Origin of the sequence: Candidatus Campylobacter infans (assembly GCF_013416015.1) — a bacterium.
Lineage (GTDB): Bacteria > Campylobacterota > Campylobacteria > Campylobacterales > Campylobacteraceae > Campylobacter > Campylobacter infans.
This window is the reverse complement of record NZ_CP049075.1, coordinates 1690055-1706411: the sequence shown is the minus strand read 5'-3', so window position 1 is coordinate 1706411 and position 16357 is coordinate 1690055. Positions and strand designations below refer to the sequence as shown.

13 protein-coding genes are annotated in these 16357 nt (G+C 36.6%); 7 read left to right on the top strand and 6 right to left on the bottom strand.

The genetic code is table 11. The features are described from left to right. Positions 1 to 6 precede the first annotated feature (6 nt). The gene (locus CINF_RS08575; RefSeq protein WP_240156126.1) at positions 7 to 2127 is read left to right on the top strand and encodes a heavy metal translocating P-type ATPase; all 2121 of its coding nucleotides are present in this window, start codon (positions 7 to 9) and stop codon (positions 2125 to 2127) included. 155 nt (positions 2128 to 2282) lie between these two features. On the opposite strand, the gene leuC is transcribed toward CINF_RS08575, so the two are convergent. Beyond that, complete coding sequence (leuC, locus tag CINF_RS08570) at positions 2283 to 3548, bottom strand: 3-isopropylmalate dehydratase large subunit (protein WP_179975246.1); 1266 nt, start codon at positions 3546 to 3548, stop codon at positions 2283 to 2285. A 64-nt stretch (positions 3549 to 3612) separates the two neighbouring features. Here leuC and CINF_RS08565 point away from each other — a divergent pair, with 64 nt between their 5' ends. The 5 genes from CINF_RS08565 (at position 3613) to CINF_RS08545 (ending at position 7085) form a co-directional block, all read left to right on the top strand. Continuing rightward, on the top strand, positions 3613 to 4923 hold the full coding sequence (locus CINF_RS08565; RefSeq protein ID WP_179975245.1) for an NFACT RNA binding domain-containing protein: 1311 nt from the start codon (positions 3613 to 3615) through the stop codon (positions 4921 to 4923). Further along, positions 4920 to 5144 (top strand): MoaD/ThiS family protein, encoded by a 225-nt coding sequence (locus tag CINF_RS08560; RefSeq protein WP_179975244.1) that lies wholly within the window; start codon positions 4920 to 4922, stop codon positions 5142 to 5144. Before CINF_RS08565 ends, CINF_RS08560 begins: the two co-directional genes overlap by 4 nt. 1 nt (position 5145) lies before the next feature. After that, positions 5146 to 5580: a molybdopterin synthase catalytic subunit gene (locus CINF_RS08555; protein ID WP_179975971.1), complete on the top strand. Its 435-nt coding sequence runs from the start codon at positions 5146 to 5148 to the stop codon at positions 5578 to 5580. A 291-nt stretch (positions 5581 to 5871) separates the two neighbouring features. Further along, positions 5872 to 6408 (top strand): class I SAM-dependent methyltransferase, encoded by a 537-nt coding sequence (locus CINF_RS08550; protein ID WP_179975243.1) that lies wholly within the window; start codon positions 5872 to 5874, stop codon positions 6406 to 6408. Continuing rightward, positions 6408 to 7085 carry a class I SAM-dependent methyltransferase gene (locus CINF_RS08545; RefSeq protein WP_179975242.1) on the top strand — a complete coding sequence of 226 codons (678 nt, stop codon included), beginning with the start codon at positions 6408 to 6410 and terminating at the stop codon, positions 7083 to 7085. The genes CINF_RS08550 and CINF_RS08545 overlap by 1 nt, the downstream gene beginning before the upstream one ends. A gap of 534 nt (positions 7086 to 7619) precedes the next feature. Here CINF_RS08545 and CINF_RS08540 read toward each other — a convergent pair. After that, on the bottom strand, positions 7620 to 9998 hold the full coding sequence (locus tag CINF_RS08540; RefSeq protein ID WP_179975241.1) for a ribonucleoside-diphosphate reductase subunit alpha: 2379 nt from the start codon (positions 9996 to 9998) through the stop codon (positions 7620 to 7622). 157 nt (positions 9999 to 10155) lie between these two features. Between CINF_RS08540 and flgE the strand changes: the two genes are divergently transcribed. After that, positions 10156 to 12639: a flagellar hook protein FlgE gene (gene flgE, locus CINF_RS08535; RefSeq protein ID WP_179975240.1), complete on the top strand. Its 2484-nt coding sequence runs from the start codon at positions 10156 to 10158 to the stop codon at positions 12637 to 12639. 257 nt (positions 12640 to 12896) lie between these two features. On the opposite strand, the gene CINF_RS08530 is transcribed toward flgE, so the two are convergent. From CINF_RS08530 to CINF_RS08515, 4 genes are all read right to left on the bottom strand, one after another. Next, positions 12897 to 13163, bottom strand: coding sequence for a hypothetical protein (locus CINF_RS08530; protein WP_179975239.1), 267 nt, complete (start codon positions 13161 to 13163; stop codon positions 12897 to 12899). A 256-nt stretch (positions 13164 to 13419) separates the two neighbouring features. Then, a complete protein-coding gene (locus CINF_RS08525; RefSeq protein WP_179975238.1) occupies positions 13420 to 14229 on the bottom strand; it encodes a hypothetical protein in 810 nt (269 codons plus the stop codon). Positions 14230 to 14332: 103 nt separating this feature from the next. Next, positions 14333 to 15136 (bottom strand): GIY-YIG nuclease family protein, encoded by an 804-nt coding sequence (locus CINF_RS08520; protein WP_179975237.1) that lies wholly within the window; start codon positions 15134 to 15136, stop codon positions 14333 to 14335. A gap of 243 nt (positions 15137 to 15379) precedes the next feature. Continuing rightward, positions 15380 to 16291 carry a helix-turn-helix transcriptional regulator gene (locus CINF_RS08515; RefSeq protein ID WP_179975236.1) on the bottom strand — a complete coding sequence of 304 codons (912 nt, stop codon included), beginning with the start codon at positions 16289 to 16291 and terminating at the stop codon, positions 15380 to 15382. Positions 16292 to 16357: the final 66 nt, after the last annotated feature.

The following is a 16357-nucleotide window of genomic DNA, read 5'->3' as shown; positions in this document are numbered from 1 at the left end:
TTTAAAATGAAAAAACTCCGCTTAAATATCACTGGTATGTCTTGTGTAAATTGCGCAAACGCCATAACTCGCGCCACTTCAAAGCTTGATGGCATTAAAAGCGCAAAGGTTAGCCTTGCTGATAATAGCGCGCTTTTTGAGATAGAAAAAGGGCGCGATATTGATGAATTACAAAAAATAATTAAAGCAAAAATTAAAAAATTAGGCTATGGCGTTTGTAATGATTACTCAGAACTTGCAAAAGCAGAGCAAAACGCGATAAAATCACTACTTTATAAACTTATAGCAAGCGTGATTTTAGCTTGTGTGGTGATGTATTGTAGTCATATTTTGGGTTTTTATGCTGGTTTGGTTGCTTTTTTGGCTTGTTCGCTAAGCGTGTTTTGGTGTGGTTTTGGCTTTTTAAAGCACGCGTTTTTAGGCATTAGGGCTAAAAACTATGATATGAATGTGCTTGTTAGCCTTAGTGTGCTTTGTGCTTATTTTTATTCTGCTTTTGTGTTTTTTGTGCCTGAAATTTTTGCTGAAAATATGCGTTATTTGTATTTTGATAGCCCTACGATGATTATAGCCTTTGTGCTTTTTGGTAAATTTTTAGAAGCTAATTCAAAACAAAAAGCCAAAGATTTTTTAAAAACCTTAATGGATTTAAGCCCTAGAACTGCCATTTTAATAGGTGCTGATGGCAAAGAAAAAATAATTGATGTAAAAGAGCTAAAAATAGGTGATGTCGTAAGCGTAAAAAGTGGCTTTAATATCCCAAGTGATGGGCAAATAATAAGCGGTGGGGCGCAAATTGATGAAAGTTCTATCACAGGCGAGAGTTTGCCAAAATATAAAAGCGTAAATGATAGCGTTTTTGCTGGCACCACAAATATAAATGGCTTTATAAATGTAAAAATTTCTAAAAGCATAGATAATACTTTATTGGCTGAAATTTTAGAGCTTTTACAAGATAGTGGCAGCTTTAAGCTTAATATATCGCGCTTAGCCGATAAAATAGCAAATGTTTTTACGCCTTTGGTGATCGCACTTTCTTTTATAACTTTTGCCATTTGGTCTTTTTTTGATTTACCACTTGGAATAATGAATGCGCTTTGCGTTTTGATTATTTCGTGCCCTTGCGCGCTTGGGCTGGCTGCGCCGATAGCTAGCGTTTGTGCTATTAGCCAAGCAGCAAAGCAGGGTGTTTTGATTAAAAATCCTAGTATTTTTGAGCGTTTTAATGGCGCAAAATACATAGTTTTTGATAAAACCGGCACGCTTACTAACGCAAAATTAAGCATTGTAAAAAGCACTTTAAATGATAATGATTTGCGCCTTGTGGCTGGCGTTTGTGCTTTAAGCGGGCATTTAATTTCAAAAGCGATTTGCGAAAATGTTAAAATTTACGAAAAAGCAAGTGGCAACTTAAACGAACTTGCTGGCTTAGGATTAGAGTATGAAAACGGCCAAATTTTAATAGGCAATGCTAAGCTTTTAGCAAAGCATGGAGTAATTTTCCAAGAACCTTGCGTTAAAAATCTTAGCGTTTTGGTAGCAATTGGTGGCAAATACCGCGGATTCATAGCCTTAAATGATAGCATTAAAGCAGACGCAAAATTCACAATACAAAGCCTAAAAGCCCTAAACTTAGAGCCTATTATGCTAACAGGCGATAAGCAAACAAACGCTAAAAGCGTAGCTGATGAATTAGGCATAAATAGCTTTTTTGCCGAGGTTTTGCCCACTCAAAAACTAGAAAAAATCAAAGAGCTACAAGAAAAAGGCGGGGTTATTTTTGTGGGCGATGGGATAAATGATGCTCTTGCTTTGGCTCAAGCAGATGTTTCTATTGCTATTAGTAGTGGCGCTGATATAGCAAAAGATGCTGGCGATATTTTGCTGATTAAAAATGATTTAAAAGCTAGCATTTACGCGCTTAAATTATGCGCTTTTGCGCGCAAAATCATCAAGCAAAATCTAGCCTGGGCCTTTGTTTATAATTTGATTTGCATACCAGTGGCCGCTGGCGCGCTTTATCCGTTATTTAATCTTAGCTTAAACCCAGCATACGGCGCGATGGCGATGAGTTTAAGCTCGGTTTGCGTGGTGTTAAATTCCTTACGCCTAAAAGCCTTTAAATAAATTTTAAAATTTAAATTAGCGAATTTTTGAAAAACTAAACGGGCAAATTTTAAAATTTAAAATGGCAAATTTTAAAATTTAGCCCTTAAAGCCTGCAAAATTTATAAGCAAATTAATTTATGCCTAATTTTACTAAATAACGCTATTTGCGGCGATCAAAGCTCGCGCGGATCTGCGATTTTACCAGCTATTGCACTAGCTGCTACGACAGCTGAGTTTGCTAGATATACCTTGCTGGTTCTATCACCCATACGCCCGATAAAATTGCGGTTTGTGGTGCTAATACAGCTTTCATTAGCGCCTAAAATCCCCATATATCCGCCAAGGCACGCGCCACAGGTTGGGTTGCTAACTAGCGCGCCAGCTTCTACAAAGATATCCATTAAGCCCTCTTTTTGCGCTGCTAGGGCGATTTGTTGCGTGGCTGGGGTGATGATTAGGCGTGTTTTTTTGGCTACGCGTTTGCCTTTTAAAATTTTAGCAGCTATTCTTAGATCGCTCAATCTTCCATTTGTGCAAGAGCCGATGAAAGCTTGATCTACTGCTATATCGTCTTTTAGAGCTTGGCTTATGTTTTTGGTGTTGCTTGGTAAAAATGGATAAGCAATGACAGGCTCTAATTTTGCCGTGTCTATTTCTATCACGCGCTCATAGCTTGCGCCCTCATCGCTATAATATAATTTTGGCTCGGCCCTTAAATCGCGCCCTTTTAAAAATTCTTTTGTTATTTCATCTACTGCGATTATTCCGTTTTTTGCGCCAGCTTCTATTGCCATATTACACAGGCTAAATCTACTATCCATATCCAAATACTCAAGGCTATCACCACAAAATTCCAAAGCCTGATAAAGCGCGCCATCAACGCCAATTTGGCCTATAAGCTCTAAAATTAAATCCTTGCCATAAATATGCTCAGCCGGGCGATTTTTAAATATTACCTTTATGCTTTTTGGCACTTTAAACCAGTTTTTGCCCGTAATCATCGCATAAGCAAGATCAGTACTACCCATACCTGTGCTAAATGCGCCAAGCGCGCCATGCGTGCAAGTATGGCTATCAGCGCCGATTATTACATCGCCTGGTATTACTAAACCTTTTTGAGGTATTAGCGCGTGCTCTATGCCCATGTCTTTTTCATCAAAAAAATTTGCTAAATCATGCTCATAGGCAAACTCTCTGCTGATTTTGGCTTGATTTGCGCTCATTATGTCTTTTGCTGGGATATAATGATCCATTACAATAGCAAAGCCTTGCGGGTTGGCTAGTTTTTTGGCTCCACTTTGCCTAAAAGCCTTTATAGAAATAGGCGTGGTTATATCATTGCCTATTACCATATCAATAGGGCTATCTACGATGTCGCCGGCTTTTGCTTTATATCCACAGTGAGCTGAAAAGATTTTTTCGGTGATGGTTTGGGGCATTTAAAATCCTTTAAAATTTTTAAAAATTCGCGCATTATAGCAGATTTTTGCTACAATCTCTGCTATGAAATACGCAAATCTGGTTCAAATTGCTAGCTTTTTAAGCCAAAATACTAAAAAAATCACACAAATTAAGCGCGTAGCTGATATGGCTTTTTTGCTCGTTTTTGATGGTAAATTAAAGCTGATTTTTGATTTAAATAAATCAAACTCAGCAATTTATAGCGCAGATGATTTAAGCTCCATTAAAGAATACAAAGCCCCTTTTGATGTGCTTTTAAAAAAGCTTTTTTCTAATTCGCGCATTCAAGCCATTCAAGTCCCGCAAAATAATAGAATTTTACATCTCAAAGTGCTTTTAAGTGGCTCGTATAAAGAGCAAATTTCAAATATTTATTTTGAATTTACAGGTCGCTTTACAAATGCTGTGCTAACAGATGAAAAAGATAAAATTTTAGAAGCCTTGCACCACCAAAATAACGCCAAACACCCAATAATGCCGGGCAAGGTGTATTGTCATTTAGAGCCTATTTTGATAAAAGAAAAAGCCGTGGAGAAAATTGTGGATTTTGATGAGTTTTTTAAGGCTCAATTTAAAAAAATCAAACTCCAAAGATTTAATCAAATCAAGCAAAATAAAATTGCAAGCATTGATAAAAAGCTTGAAAAACTACTTCAAAATTTAAAATCCCTACCCAGCAAGCAAAGCCTAGAAAATACGGCAGATGCGTTATTTAAGCAAGCTAGTGCTTTGTGGGGGAATTTGTATTTGCTAAAAGATTATGAAAGAAATTTTAATATTGAGTTTGAGGGCGAAATTTTAAAATTCAGCCTTGAAAACTCGCCTAAAATCTGCGCAAATGAAATGTTTAAAGAATGTAAAAAACTCCGCCAAAAAGCTAGCCGCATAAGCTTACAAACTAGCAATTTAAGCCAAAAAATCGAGTTTTTAGAGCGTTTAAGAGTAGCAGTTTTTAACGCCACTAACGCAACTGAGCTTGAAATTTTAATGCCTAAAAAAGCTCCAAAACAGCCCCAAAAACACGCCGATTTAATACAAAATTTTTATTTTGGCGATTATAAAATTAGCGTAGGCAAAAATGAAAAAGCCAACGCCATTTTGCTTGCTAATGCCAAAAAAGATGATTTTTGGTTTCATTTACAAGCCCAAAAAAGCGCGCACATCATCGTAAAAACCGCCAAGCAAAAATTAAGCGATGAAATAATCGCCTTTGCTAGCAGGTTGTGTGTGGAGTTTAGCGGGCATAAAAGCGGTAGTTTTTTGGTGGATTTTACCAAGCGAGAAAATGTTAAAATCCAAAACGGAGCTTTTGTAAATTACATAAATTACAACACAATTGGAGTAAAAATATGATAGAAGTAAAATTTTTAGGGCCATTAAGCCATAAAGCTAACCTTAGCCTAAGCATAAAAAATTTAAAAGAATTAAAGCAAATTTTAAATAAAGATGATGATTTAAAAAAGTGGCTTGGACTTTGTGCTATTAGCGTAAATGACGAAATAGCAATGGATTTAGAGCAAATTTTAAATGATGGCGATGTGGTTTGTGTTTTGCCACCAGTTTGTGGAGGGTAAAATGGAATTATTTGATGGTAGCTTAAATACGGCTGAAATTTTAAATCGTTGGTATGATGAAAACAAGCTTTTAAATTATGGCGCGATTATTACATTTATAGGCGTTGTGCGCGATGAAAATGGCTGTGATGGGCTAAGTTTTGATATTTACGAGCCTTTGCTTTTAAAATGGTTTAAATCTTGGGAGCAAAAAGCTAGCGCATTTGGCGCAAAAGTGCTACTTGCCCACGCAAAAGGCGATGTTTTAAAGCACGAAACTAGCTATATTTCAGCAGTTTGTAGCAAGCAAAGAAAAATAGCGCTTAGCTTGATAGATGAATTTGTAGAAGATTTTAAGGCAAATGCGCCTATTTGGAAATACGATTTAAAAGATGGCAAGCGCATTTATGCCAAAGAGCGAAGCCAAATAATTGGGGGCGCAGGCCTTTTGGCTTGAAATTTTAAAATTTGTGCCAAATTCTTGGCAGATTTAAAGCAAATTTTAAAATTTTAAATCCGTGTATGATTTAAAATAATAAAAAACGCGTGGCGCGCGCGTTTTACCACGCTGAATTTATAAGCGTAGCACACACAATTTATAAGCGGTGGCGCATTTTTAAGCGTTTTGGGTGCAAATATGGATAAATTTAAGCTTTACAATGATAATTGTTTTGGAACTAATTCCGCTTTTGCCGCGCTTGATAAAATGGGATGAAAAAGCACGAAAAATATTTTTAAAGGAGAATAAATGAAATACGCACAAGATGGCGTCGTAGCATATGCTTTTAGGACTTTTAAAAGAGGGACTAAGATCTTAGAATACGGCTTTATTGATGAGAGTTTTGCGAACTTTTTTGCTTTTAGCGGTTTTGATTTTTTAAGCGTGAGTGATGATGAAAACTTGCTAAATTTAGCAAAAGCAAATTTTAAAAATGGTGGTGGGCTCGAGCATTTTTGTTTAAAAAGCCAATTTGATAAAAGTCTTAAGTTTGATGGTATTTTTTCTTATTTGGCACTAAATTATGAGCAAAATCCACAAAATTTCGTTGATGAAATATACTTACTTTTACAAAATGGTCAGAAAGTTTTAGTTTCAGTTTTTACTTCAAATGATACGCACTCGCATTTACAAACAAACAATACAAAAACGCCAAAAACTTTTAGTCGTGATGAGCTTACAAAAATGTTTGCTAAATTTAAGAATTTAGACATAAATTTAACCCAAACAAGCTACGAAAATGGCAAATTTTTAAAAGAACTTTTTATAATCACAGGAGAGAAATAATGCAAAACAATTTTAAGGTTTTAGGGGGAGGGCAAATGTGGAACGCTCACTATCAAAATAGCGTGATCGGCTCAGTTCCATCATATCCTAGCGACTTTGTGGCGGAATTTTTTATGCGAAATTTCAAGGGCAGCAAGAGAGTTTGCGATATCGGCTGCGGTGGCGGAAGGCACACGGCAATGCTTGCTAGTATGGGATTTGATACTTACGCATTAGATTACGCACCAAGCAGTATAGAGTATGTGCAAAATCTACTAAATACAAATGGTTTGAAGGCAAATTTATGCGTTGGTTGTGCTAGTGATTTACCATATCAAAATGAGTTTTTTGATGGCGTTTTGTGTTATGGCGTGATTATGTATGGTGATGGCGACTTTGTGGAGCGTTGCGCTGATGAGATTTACCGCGTTTTAAAGCCAGGTGCAAAGGCGTATTTGCAGTTTAGAAATTTGGGAGATTTTAGATATATAAATGGTGAAAAAATCGGCAAATATCAAGCTAAAACTACAAAATCTATTATGGAGTCAGAAGAAGGACAAATGATATATTATTTTGACGAGGCAGAAATTAAACGCGTATTTGCGAAATTTAGCAAAATTGATATAGATATCTTAACGCGCAGCTATGAAAATGAAAGCTATAAAATCAGCTATCATTTAGTAACTCTAACAAAATAAATTTGGATATTTAGCAAGTTTTTATTAAATTTAAGATACAACCTTTGCGGTTATTTTCAAGGCTCAAATAATAGATTAAAAGCCAAATTAGAATTAGCTAAATTTCATATAAAATTAGCTAATCAAAAAAAGATTATTTCTTTAAATTAGCAAATGTTTTAGCTAAAAAATACGACAATATTTTTATTGAAAATTTAAAGGCTATGGCTAAAATTTGGGGCAAAGATAAATGATTTAGCATTTAATGAGTTTATTAATATCCTAGCAACTAAAATAAATGTTGTTAAGATTAATAAATTTTATCCAAGTTCTAAGACTTGCGGTTATTGTTGATTTATCAAATAGACTAAATTTTTTGATAATGAAAACCCAGCATATATGCGTGGTGAGTATGTCATAAAACATACCACGCATATCTACTACATTTGACACATTCTAATAAATTTTTTTGATTTATAAAACATAGAGTTCATAAGCTTGTAAATCTATGCCACCGTTTTTCATCCCCTTATAATGGCGTTAATTTAAAATTTATTATTGGCAGCCTTGGCACTCAATGCTTCTATCTGCTACTGGTTTGTTGTCTAAATGCGCTGATTCTGGGCTTTGTGAGCGTAGATAATATGTAGATTTTATGCCAAGCTGCCACGCAAGAGTGTAAATTTCATTTAAATATCCACCGCTTGCCTTATCTAAACTCATAAAAATATTTAGGCTTTGGCCTTGATCTATCCATTTTTGGCGCACAGCAGCTGCGCGCACAAGCAAGCGTTGGTCTAAATCATACGCGCTTATATAATAATCCCAAGTATCCAAGCTAAGCTGTGGCACCACAGTTGGGATCATACCGCTTAAATTTTGTTCAAACCATTTGCGTTTATAAACAGGCTCAATAGTTTGCGTGGTGCCTACAAGTATGCTAATGCTAGAAGTTGGCGCGATAGCCATCAAATAGCCATTTCGCATACCATCTGTTTTGACCTTTTGGCGCAAACTAGCCCAATCGCAAGCCATATCATCAAAAAGTTCTTCGCGCGTTAATAGGCGTTTTGCCTCTTCATTAGCACAATCAATAGGAAAAATCCCCTTGCTCCATTTGCTACCTTCAAAATCAGGGTATTTGCCCTTTTCTAAGGCTAGGTTTGAGCTAGCTTTAATGGCGTTATAGCTGATGTTTTCCATTATTTGATCGATTAGCTCTAAATGCTCGTAGCTTCCCCAGTTTATGCGTTTATTTGCTAGCATTTGCGCCTCGCCCATAACTCCAAGGCCTATTGCCCTGCTTTTAAGGTTTGTGCGCTTTACCTTTGCTATCGGGTAAAAGTTTAGCTCTATTACATTATCTAGCATTCGCACTGCTATTGGCACTACGCGCTCTATATCTTCTTTGGTGTGTATTTTGCTTAAATTTATACTAGCTAGGTTACAAACTGCTGTTTTGCCATCGTTTTTGTGTTTTGTTACTATAAAAATGCTTTTATTATCAATGCTATCAAGGCTGGTTATTTTTTTAGCAGGTTTTTGTATGCCACCATCTATTTTTACTAATTCGTTTTCATCATATATTCCAATGCTACCATCGCTAAATTCTACTTTTATTTGATAGTAATTAGGCTCGGTGTTTTGAAAAATTTCAGTGCATAGATTTGAGCTTCTAATTATTCCCTCATGCGAGTTTGGATTTGCCTTATTTGCGTTATCTTTAAAGCACAAAAACGGCATTCCTGTTTCAAAATAATTTGTTAGCACCTTTTTCCATAATTCTTTTGCTAACACGCTACTTTTAGCGATGTTTTCATCTTTTTCGTATTCTAAATAGCGTTTTTCAAAGTCCTCTCCATACAAATCGCATAAATCAGCCGTATCAGCTGGATCAAAAAGCGTCCAGCGTTCGTTATTTTTAAGGCGTTTCATAAATAAATCATTTATCCATAAAGCAGGGAAAAGTTCATGGGTTCTTCTGCGCTCTTCGCCTGAGTTTTTTCTAAGCTCTAAAAAATCATCAACATCCATATGCCAGATTTCTACATAAACGCTTATTGCGCCTTTGCGCGTGCCTAGCTGATCAACTGCTACTGCTATATCATTTGCGATTTTTAAAAACGGCACCACGCCACCAGCGGCATTTTTATGCCCATCAATGCTACCGCCCATAGCTCGCACCTTAGACCAATCCCAGCCTATCCCACCGCCAAATTTACTCAAAAGCGCCATCTCAGTATAACTATCAAAAATCCCCTCAATATTATCAGGTGCGCTCCCTACATAACAACTACTTAATTGATGGCGCGTAGTGCGCGCATTGCTAAGTGTAGGCGTGGCTAGCATTACCTCAAAAGTGCTTATTAAATCATAAAATTTCTTAGCCCAGCTCATATTATCTAATTCATTTTGAGCCAAAAACATAGCTATTGCCATAAACATTTGCTGAGGTAATTCAATAGGCGCGCCTTTTTTATCCTTAATCAAATAGCGATCATAAAGCGTTTTAATGCCTAAATAAGTAAATTGTAAATCCCGCTCAGGTTTTATGTAAGCGTTTAATTCATCTAAATCATATTTTTCTTTTAGCCCTAAAAAAATTCTCCCTTGTTTTTCGCCTTTTTCAAAATACTCTCTAAGCGTGTTATATCCGCTAAATCCTGTGGTTTTATGATATAAATCATACAAAAACAATCTAGCCGCTACAAAGCTCCAATTTGGCCTATCTACATCTATTTTATCTACGGCGGTTTTGATTAGGGTTTGTTGTATTTCTTCTGTGCTTATCATATCGCGAAATTGAATTTTCGCATCCACTTCAAGCTCGCTTAGGCTGACATTTTCAAGCCCTTCGACTGATTGTGTTGTGTATTTTTTGATTTTTGCTATATCTAGCTCTTCTGTGCGTCCGTTGCGTTTGATAACCTTCATTATTTATGCCTTTTGAAATTTTAAAAGGGCAAATTATCTCAAAATTTCTCTTTATGTAGCTTGAAATTTAAAAAAATTAATTTGGAATGAAACTTGCTTGAAAAGCTACGAAAATATTTAGATTATTCTAAATTTTAGAATAAGAAAGGATTTAGTTATGATGCGTTCTTTATGGTCAGGTGTTTCTGGCCTTCAATCTCACCAAGTAGCGATGGATGTGGAATCTCACAATATCGCAAATGTAAATACCGTAGGTTTTAAATATTCACGGGCTAATTTTTCTGATCAATTTAGCCAAACAGCGCGCCCAGCTACTGCGCCTGAGGGAGAATTAGGCGGTAAAAACGCGATGCAAATCGGCCTTGGCACGCAAATAGTATCCACGCAACAAATTTTTTCACAAGGCTCTATCGAAACGACAGATTCAAATACAGATATGGCTATACAAGGCAACGGCTTTTTCATAGTTAGCCCAGATGGCGGACTTACTAGATATTACACTAGAAACGGGCAATTTACCAGAGATAGTTTGGGTAATTTTGTAGATAATAACGGCTATATCGTCCAAGGCTGGATGAGAGATGAAGAAACAAACACCATAGACCCAACAGGCCCAATCAAAAATATAGTAATAGAACCAGGCCTTTCAATACCAGCAAATGCAACCACTGAGATAAATTATAAAGGCAATTTAAATAGCGGTAATGAAATAGGCTCTCAAAGTTCGCCTATTTATAGCCTAGATCATCACCATGGCTGGGTAGATAAAAACGGCGATGGCTTGATAAATAATAACAACGAGCTTTTTGGCACTACTGATCTAGGCAATTCTACTGAAAATAACGAAAACTGGGCTGAGTTTTACACCGATGCAAAAGGCAATGTCAAAATGCACGAAAAAGGCGTGGATTTGGGCGTGATTTTTAATGAGAAAGGAAGCTCGCTAAATTTAAGAGAAAATCAAGGCATTTGGGTAAGCTATGCCGATGCTAAATACACCTCAGGCGAGATAACAGGCTTAGACGCGAACGCCGGCACTAATTTAAATATAGATCTAAACGGCGTAAATATCCAAGGCAATGTAAAAACCTTAGGCGAAATAGAAGCACTAATAAATGCCAAGCAAGCACAAACGGGCGTAAGCGCAAGCATAGTAAATGGCAATAGATTACAGCTTGTAAATCAAAATAACACAGGCACAACTGAGAATATGAAAAATATTAAATTGGTGGCAAATGCCGGTAATAATGCAAACGCTGTGGGCGGTCTTATTTTTGGTGGTGCTAATCAAGGACAACAAGCACCTACGACAGGCTCAGCCACTATCATCACAGCCTATAAATACACCTACTCAAAAGCTGCCCCTGATACAGCCACGCATGAATACAACGATGCCACAGATCGCAAGGTGCGAACCACTGAGGATTTACGCCGTGCAATGCAAACAGATGCTAGGCTTTATGTAAATTATAATGAAGGCGCAAATGGAGTTACGCAAATACTCTCAGCTGCGGGCGCGGCCGCCGTTGAAGCGTGGCAAAAGGATGGCACCTTCACACAAAACGCCACAGCCAATCGCAATGACGGCGTAGAAGTAACGATAAACGAGCAAGGGCAATTTAGTATTTCTAACCCAGCAGGCGATGCGTGGAATGAACAAGATGGCAACGGAGCCGCCGCAGGTGGCGGTAATAACGCGGGTAACGATACCATAGATAATAGAGATCCGCAGAATGCAGCGGTAAATCGTAATACCGATGCCGATGACCACACCCTAACCCTAACCGTTACGGGCTTTTCATCTGATACGGTTAATGTAAATCAAAAGCTAACTGATGTTTTTAGCTCAATCTCAGGCTCTTTAACCTCTGGTTCAAGCTCAACCAAGGTAAGCTCAGCCATTAAAATGGCAAGCCATTCGATGACAACAGAAGTTTATGATAGCCTAGGCACAAAACACGAAGTAGCAATAGAATTTCGCAAAGTAGAACAAACAGAAGAAAACGGCACTAGATGGAGTATGGTAATACGCGTGCCTGAACCTGCCCAAATAAACCCAGACGCGCCTGTGTATAAAAACATCATAACAGGCGAAATACGCTTTAAAAGCGATGGCTCAATTTTAGGCTATCAGCCATCAAGCATAACCCTAACGCCAAATAACGGCTCAAGCGCAGGCCAAACCATAGCCTTAAATTTTGGCACCTTGGGCGGATTTGAGGGTATGAGAAGCTATGATGCCAAATCATCAACCGATAACATCGCACAAGATGGCTATAAAGGTGGCACGCTAAATGATCTAAGAATAGACGAAAACGGCAAAATTATCGGTAGCTTTACAAACGGGCGCTCGCTTGCCCTTGCACAAGTTGGCATGGCAACCTTTACAAATAACAACGGCTTAGAAAATTTGGGCGGTAATGTTTTTGGCGAAACGGCAAATAGTGGCGCGGCAGTAATTGGCGCAGCAAATTCAGGCGCACGCGGTAAAATTTCAGGCTCAGCACTTGAAATGAGCAATGTGGATTTATCTCGCGCATTTACGCAATTAATCGTAGTTCAACGCGGTTATCAGGCTAATTCTAAAACCATCACCACAAGCGATACAATGCTAAATACGCTTTTACAATTAAAGCAATAATCAAAAGCTAGCTTGGTAATGCCAAGCTAGCTTTGCGCTAAATTTTGAAATTTCTTTGATTTTGAATGTTTAAATTTTAAAATTTCTTAATTTTTGGCGCGTTAAATTTTGAAATTTGATGAAATTTTAAAATCATAAAATTTGGCAAATTTTTTAATTCGCCAAATCTTTTAAATTTTAAAATTTGGCAAATTTTAAATCCTAAATTTTAAAATCTAGCGCTTAAAAATTTTGAAATTTTAAATTAAAAATAAAATTTAATTGGCTGAGTTGGTCGCTTTTTGCTTGTTATAACGGGCTTTTAGAGATTGCGCTCTTTGGCAAGCCCAGTGTTCGCCTTGCTCGCATCTTAGCTCCACAACCGCTAGGCGCGCTTGCTTGCATTTATCGCTAATATTTGATTCTTTGGCGTTCATTTGGCAATATTCGTGCTGTTTTTGCATGCAATCTTGTAAGTTTTGACAGAAATTATCTTGTGCTAAGCTGTAAGCAAAAAATCCTGTAAGTATTAAAATTTTTTTCATTTTTCTCCCTTTTTTTAATTTTATCTTTGAACCTCACAATCCTAAAAAAATAGGGGGGGGGGCATAAATAATAAAATTTTTAAGTAAAAATTACGAAAATGTAGCATTTTTTTAGCTGAATAAATTTTTAAAATCATTAAAATTTTAATGTTAAATTTCACTCTAACTGCTACTTTGTTTGCTTTAAAATTTTAAATTTTAAATTAAAATTTTACTTCATCGCGCATTTTTTAGCAATAACGCTTATAAATGCATTTTAGTATCTCCCACAATCCATTAGGCTCTGGGCTTTGAAATACGAGCTTATGGCATAGTTATCGCTCCATAGCGACCTAGCCGTGTAGCAAGTAATAGAGCCGATGATTTGCCTATTTGCGTTTAAAATTTCAGCGCTCAAACGCTCGTAAAACAGTACCTTAGAGTGTGTGAAAGCAAAATTTTTTAGCCCTTTTGGGCGTGGTATGATTTTGGCAAGCTGGGCTAGGTTTATAGCGCAGTTTTCATTAAAATTTATTACATCACACTTCGTGGCGACATCGCAAAGCTCGCTACTTTCATCAAAAGCGTCATAAAGATTTAATTTATTATATCCGCTGATATATTTTCTAGCGCAGTTATGCTTGCGGACGATTTTTTGTATGATTGGCACAAGTAAGCAAGGGCTTTTTTCAAAAACAATAAAAGTACTAACAAAAACCGCGCCGCTTTCATCTTTGCCCCTGCCAAAAACCACGGCAAAATCTATATCTCCACGCTTTCTAAGCTCTTTTAGTTCTTTTGGGTATTTTTGATTTGGCTCTTTGCTAAAAATGCTAAAAATACTAAATTTCTGCTCTTTGATTTTTGCTAGAATCTGGGCTTTGACATCGCTATAAAGCCTAGCAAAAAGAGCCTTGCTAATGCGTGCTTTTAGCTCGTTTTTCTTTGAGTTTAGCACCCAGAAACCATCAGCTTTGATAAGTTCATTTATTTGGCTTAGCATTTGCGCTTTTTGTGCCTTTGGCATTTGGCTGAATTTTTGAAAATCTTCTAAGAATGCTAAATATTTTGTGAGTTTTTCGTTCATTTTATTATCCTTTTGGCCGATACATTTTTTGCGTTTTTGGCAATTCTAGTTAGAATTTTAACTAGAATTGCAGACTATTTATTGTCGGTTTTTAACAAAATCGCTAATTATCGTTATAGCCAAACTCTCCACGAGTTAATAAAACGTCTTTCCAAAAATTTTCTCTATTTATTATGATTTCATCATCTACGCTAGATTTGAAAATTTCTAAAATTGAAAATTTAAAATTATTTTTTATATACTCCAAATCAAGCTGTTTTAATTGTTTGTTTCCCCCGTGCATGTCTTTGATATAGTCTTGCCAACGACCTAAAATCATATCAGCACCATACGCAGAGCCTACATATTTTTTGCCAGTTTTACAATCTACTATCAAATACACGGCTTTTTGATTTGCTAAGGCAGTTGTCCAAGCTTGTGTTTTAATCAAGCTTTCAAGTTCGCTCCAACTTACATTTACGCTATTATAGCCTGGAAATTTTACCTCCATCACTTCTCTTTTTATCTCCAAAACCTCCATAGCATCAAGGCAGGTTTCAAGGTTTGGATAGCTTTGGCGAAACTCCTTTTTAAATCCAATCACTAGCTTGCCGATAAACTCTTTGCCAATATCAGTTAGTTCTGTTTTATATATATATCGGTCTTTTGTGTCGTTAGTGCCAACTATGCCAAAACTCTCATAAACGCCTACAAATAGCCACTCATCTTTGCTTAAATAACACAAAGAAAGTATATATTTGCGCTCAAAATTTCTTTGTGTTTGGCGGTTTTGGTATTCGTCAAACTTGCCTTTTAAAAATTCATTTAGTGGTATATGCGGATTTCTTCCTTCCCCGCCAATAGCACAATGTACCTTAAACTCGTTTTGTTTATCAGCCAAAACAGGCAGCAATTCTTGTAGTTTCATACTACTCTCCTTTTAAAATTTCGGTTTTAAAATTTAGCAAAAAAAAAACAATTAGTAAAATTTGCGCACAATTTTAAAATTTTACTCACAAAGACTAGCAAAACCCTTGATATTTTCCGTGCTTTTGCGCTATTGCGCCTTATTTGCTTTTTTATTTTTAGCACTTGATATAGAGCTAGTTTTTTTTGTTTTTTGGCATTCTAGCAAGATAAGCAGACACTTTTATGTCGTAATATAAAATTTTCACATAAACTCACCGCCTTTTATCTCTTTTAAATATCTTTCTATATCGGCTAGTATTTCATCGGCTAGGCTTTGTGGCTCAATGACCTTTATGCGTGGAAGGTAGTAGAAAATCAGCGGTTTTATCTCCATAGGATGTGTGATTTGAATCTCTATTTCTATGCTACCATCGCTATTTTCTCGCATTATTTGCTGATTTGGCAGTGGCTTGCGCTCAAAAAATTTTCTTATTCCTTTATCTACGCACAATCTTACATAAAATTTCTCGTTTATATCAAACCACACTGAATTAGCGCTTTTAATGCGGTTTTCTAAACTAGCATCTATCTTAAACTTGTTAGGTAGAATTTTTATCTCTTTTATGCTTTTTAGATGAAATTTTTTGATCTTTTGGCCAGCCATTGCAAGCAGATACCAAAAGCCATCAAATAGCGCAATTTTAATGGGTGAGAGCCTGTGAGTTTTGCTAAAATACAGCAGCTCTATTTCATTGTGGCTTGCGATGACGCTTTCTAAAATTTTTATTAGCTCAATGTTCTTTTTTTCTAGCTTTTCAGTATTTAGATTTACAAAAATCGGGTGATTTAGCCCCGCGCTTATGCCTTTTAGCAAGCCATGCGCCTTAGAGTAAAACTCGCTGCCTACATTTTTTGCCATTTTATCAAGCACCGCTAGAATGATTTGATTTTCGTCTTTTGGGTCTATTTTGCTCTCATCTATGCTCCACAGCCTGCCATTTCGCACAGCTCCGTATTTGGCTAGCACGCCGTTTAGATCACGCTGGATAGTGCGTTCGCTCACGCCTAATTTTTCTGCGATTTGGCTGGTGCTAAGTGGTGTTTTTGCGATTAGCTTACAGATTTCATTTATGCGCCAAAAACGCTCGTTTTGTTCTTTTTGGATTTCTTGCATACCTTGCCTTTTTTGGATTTTTAAAATTTTAACATAAATGACAAGAATTTGTCTGCTAAGCGCAAA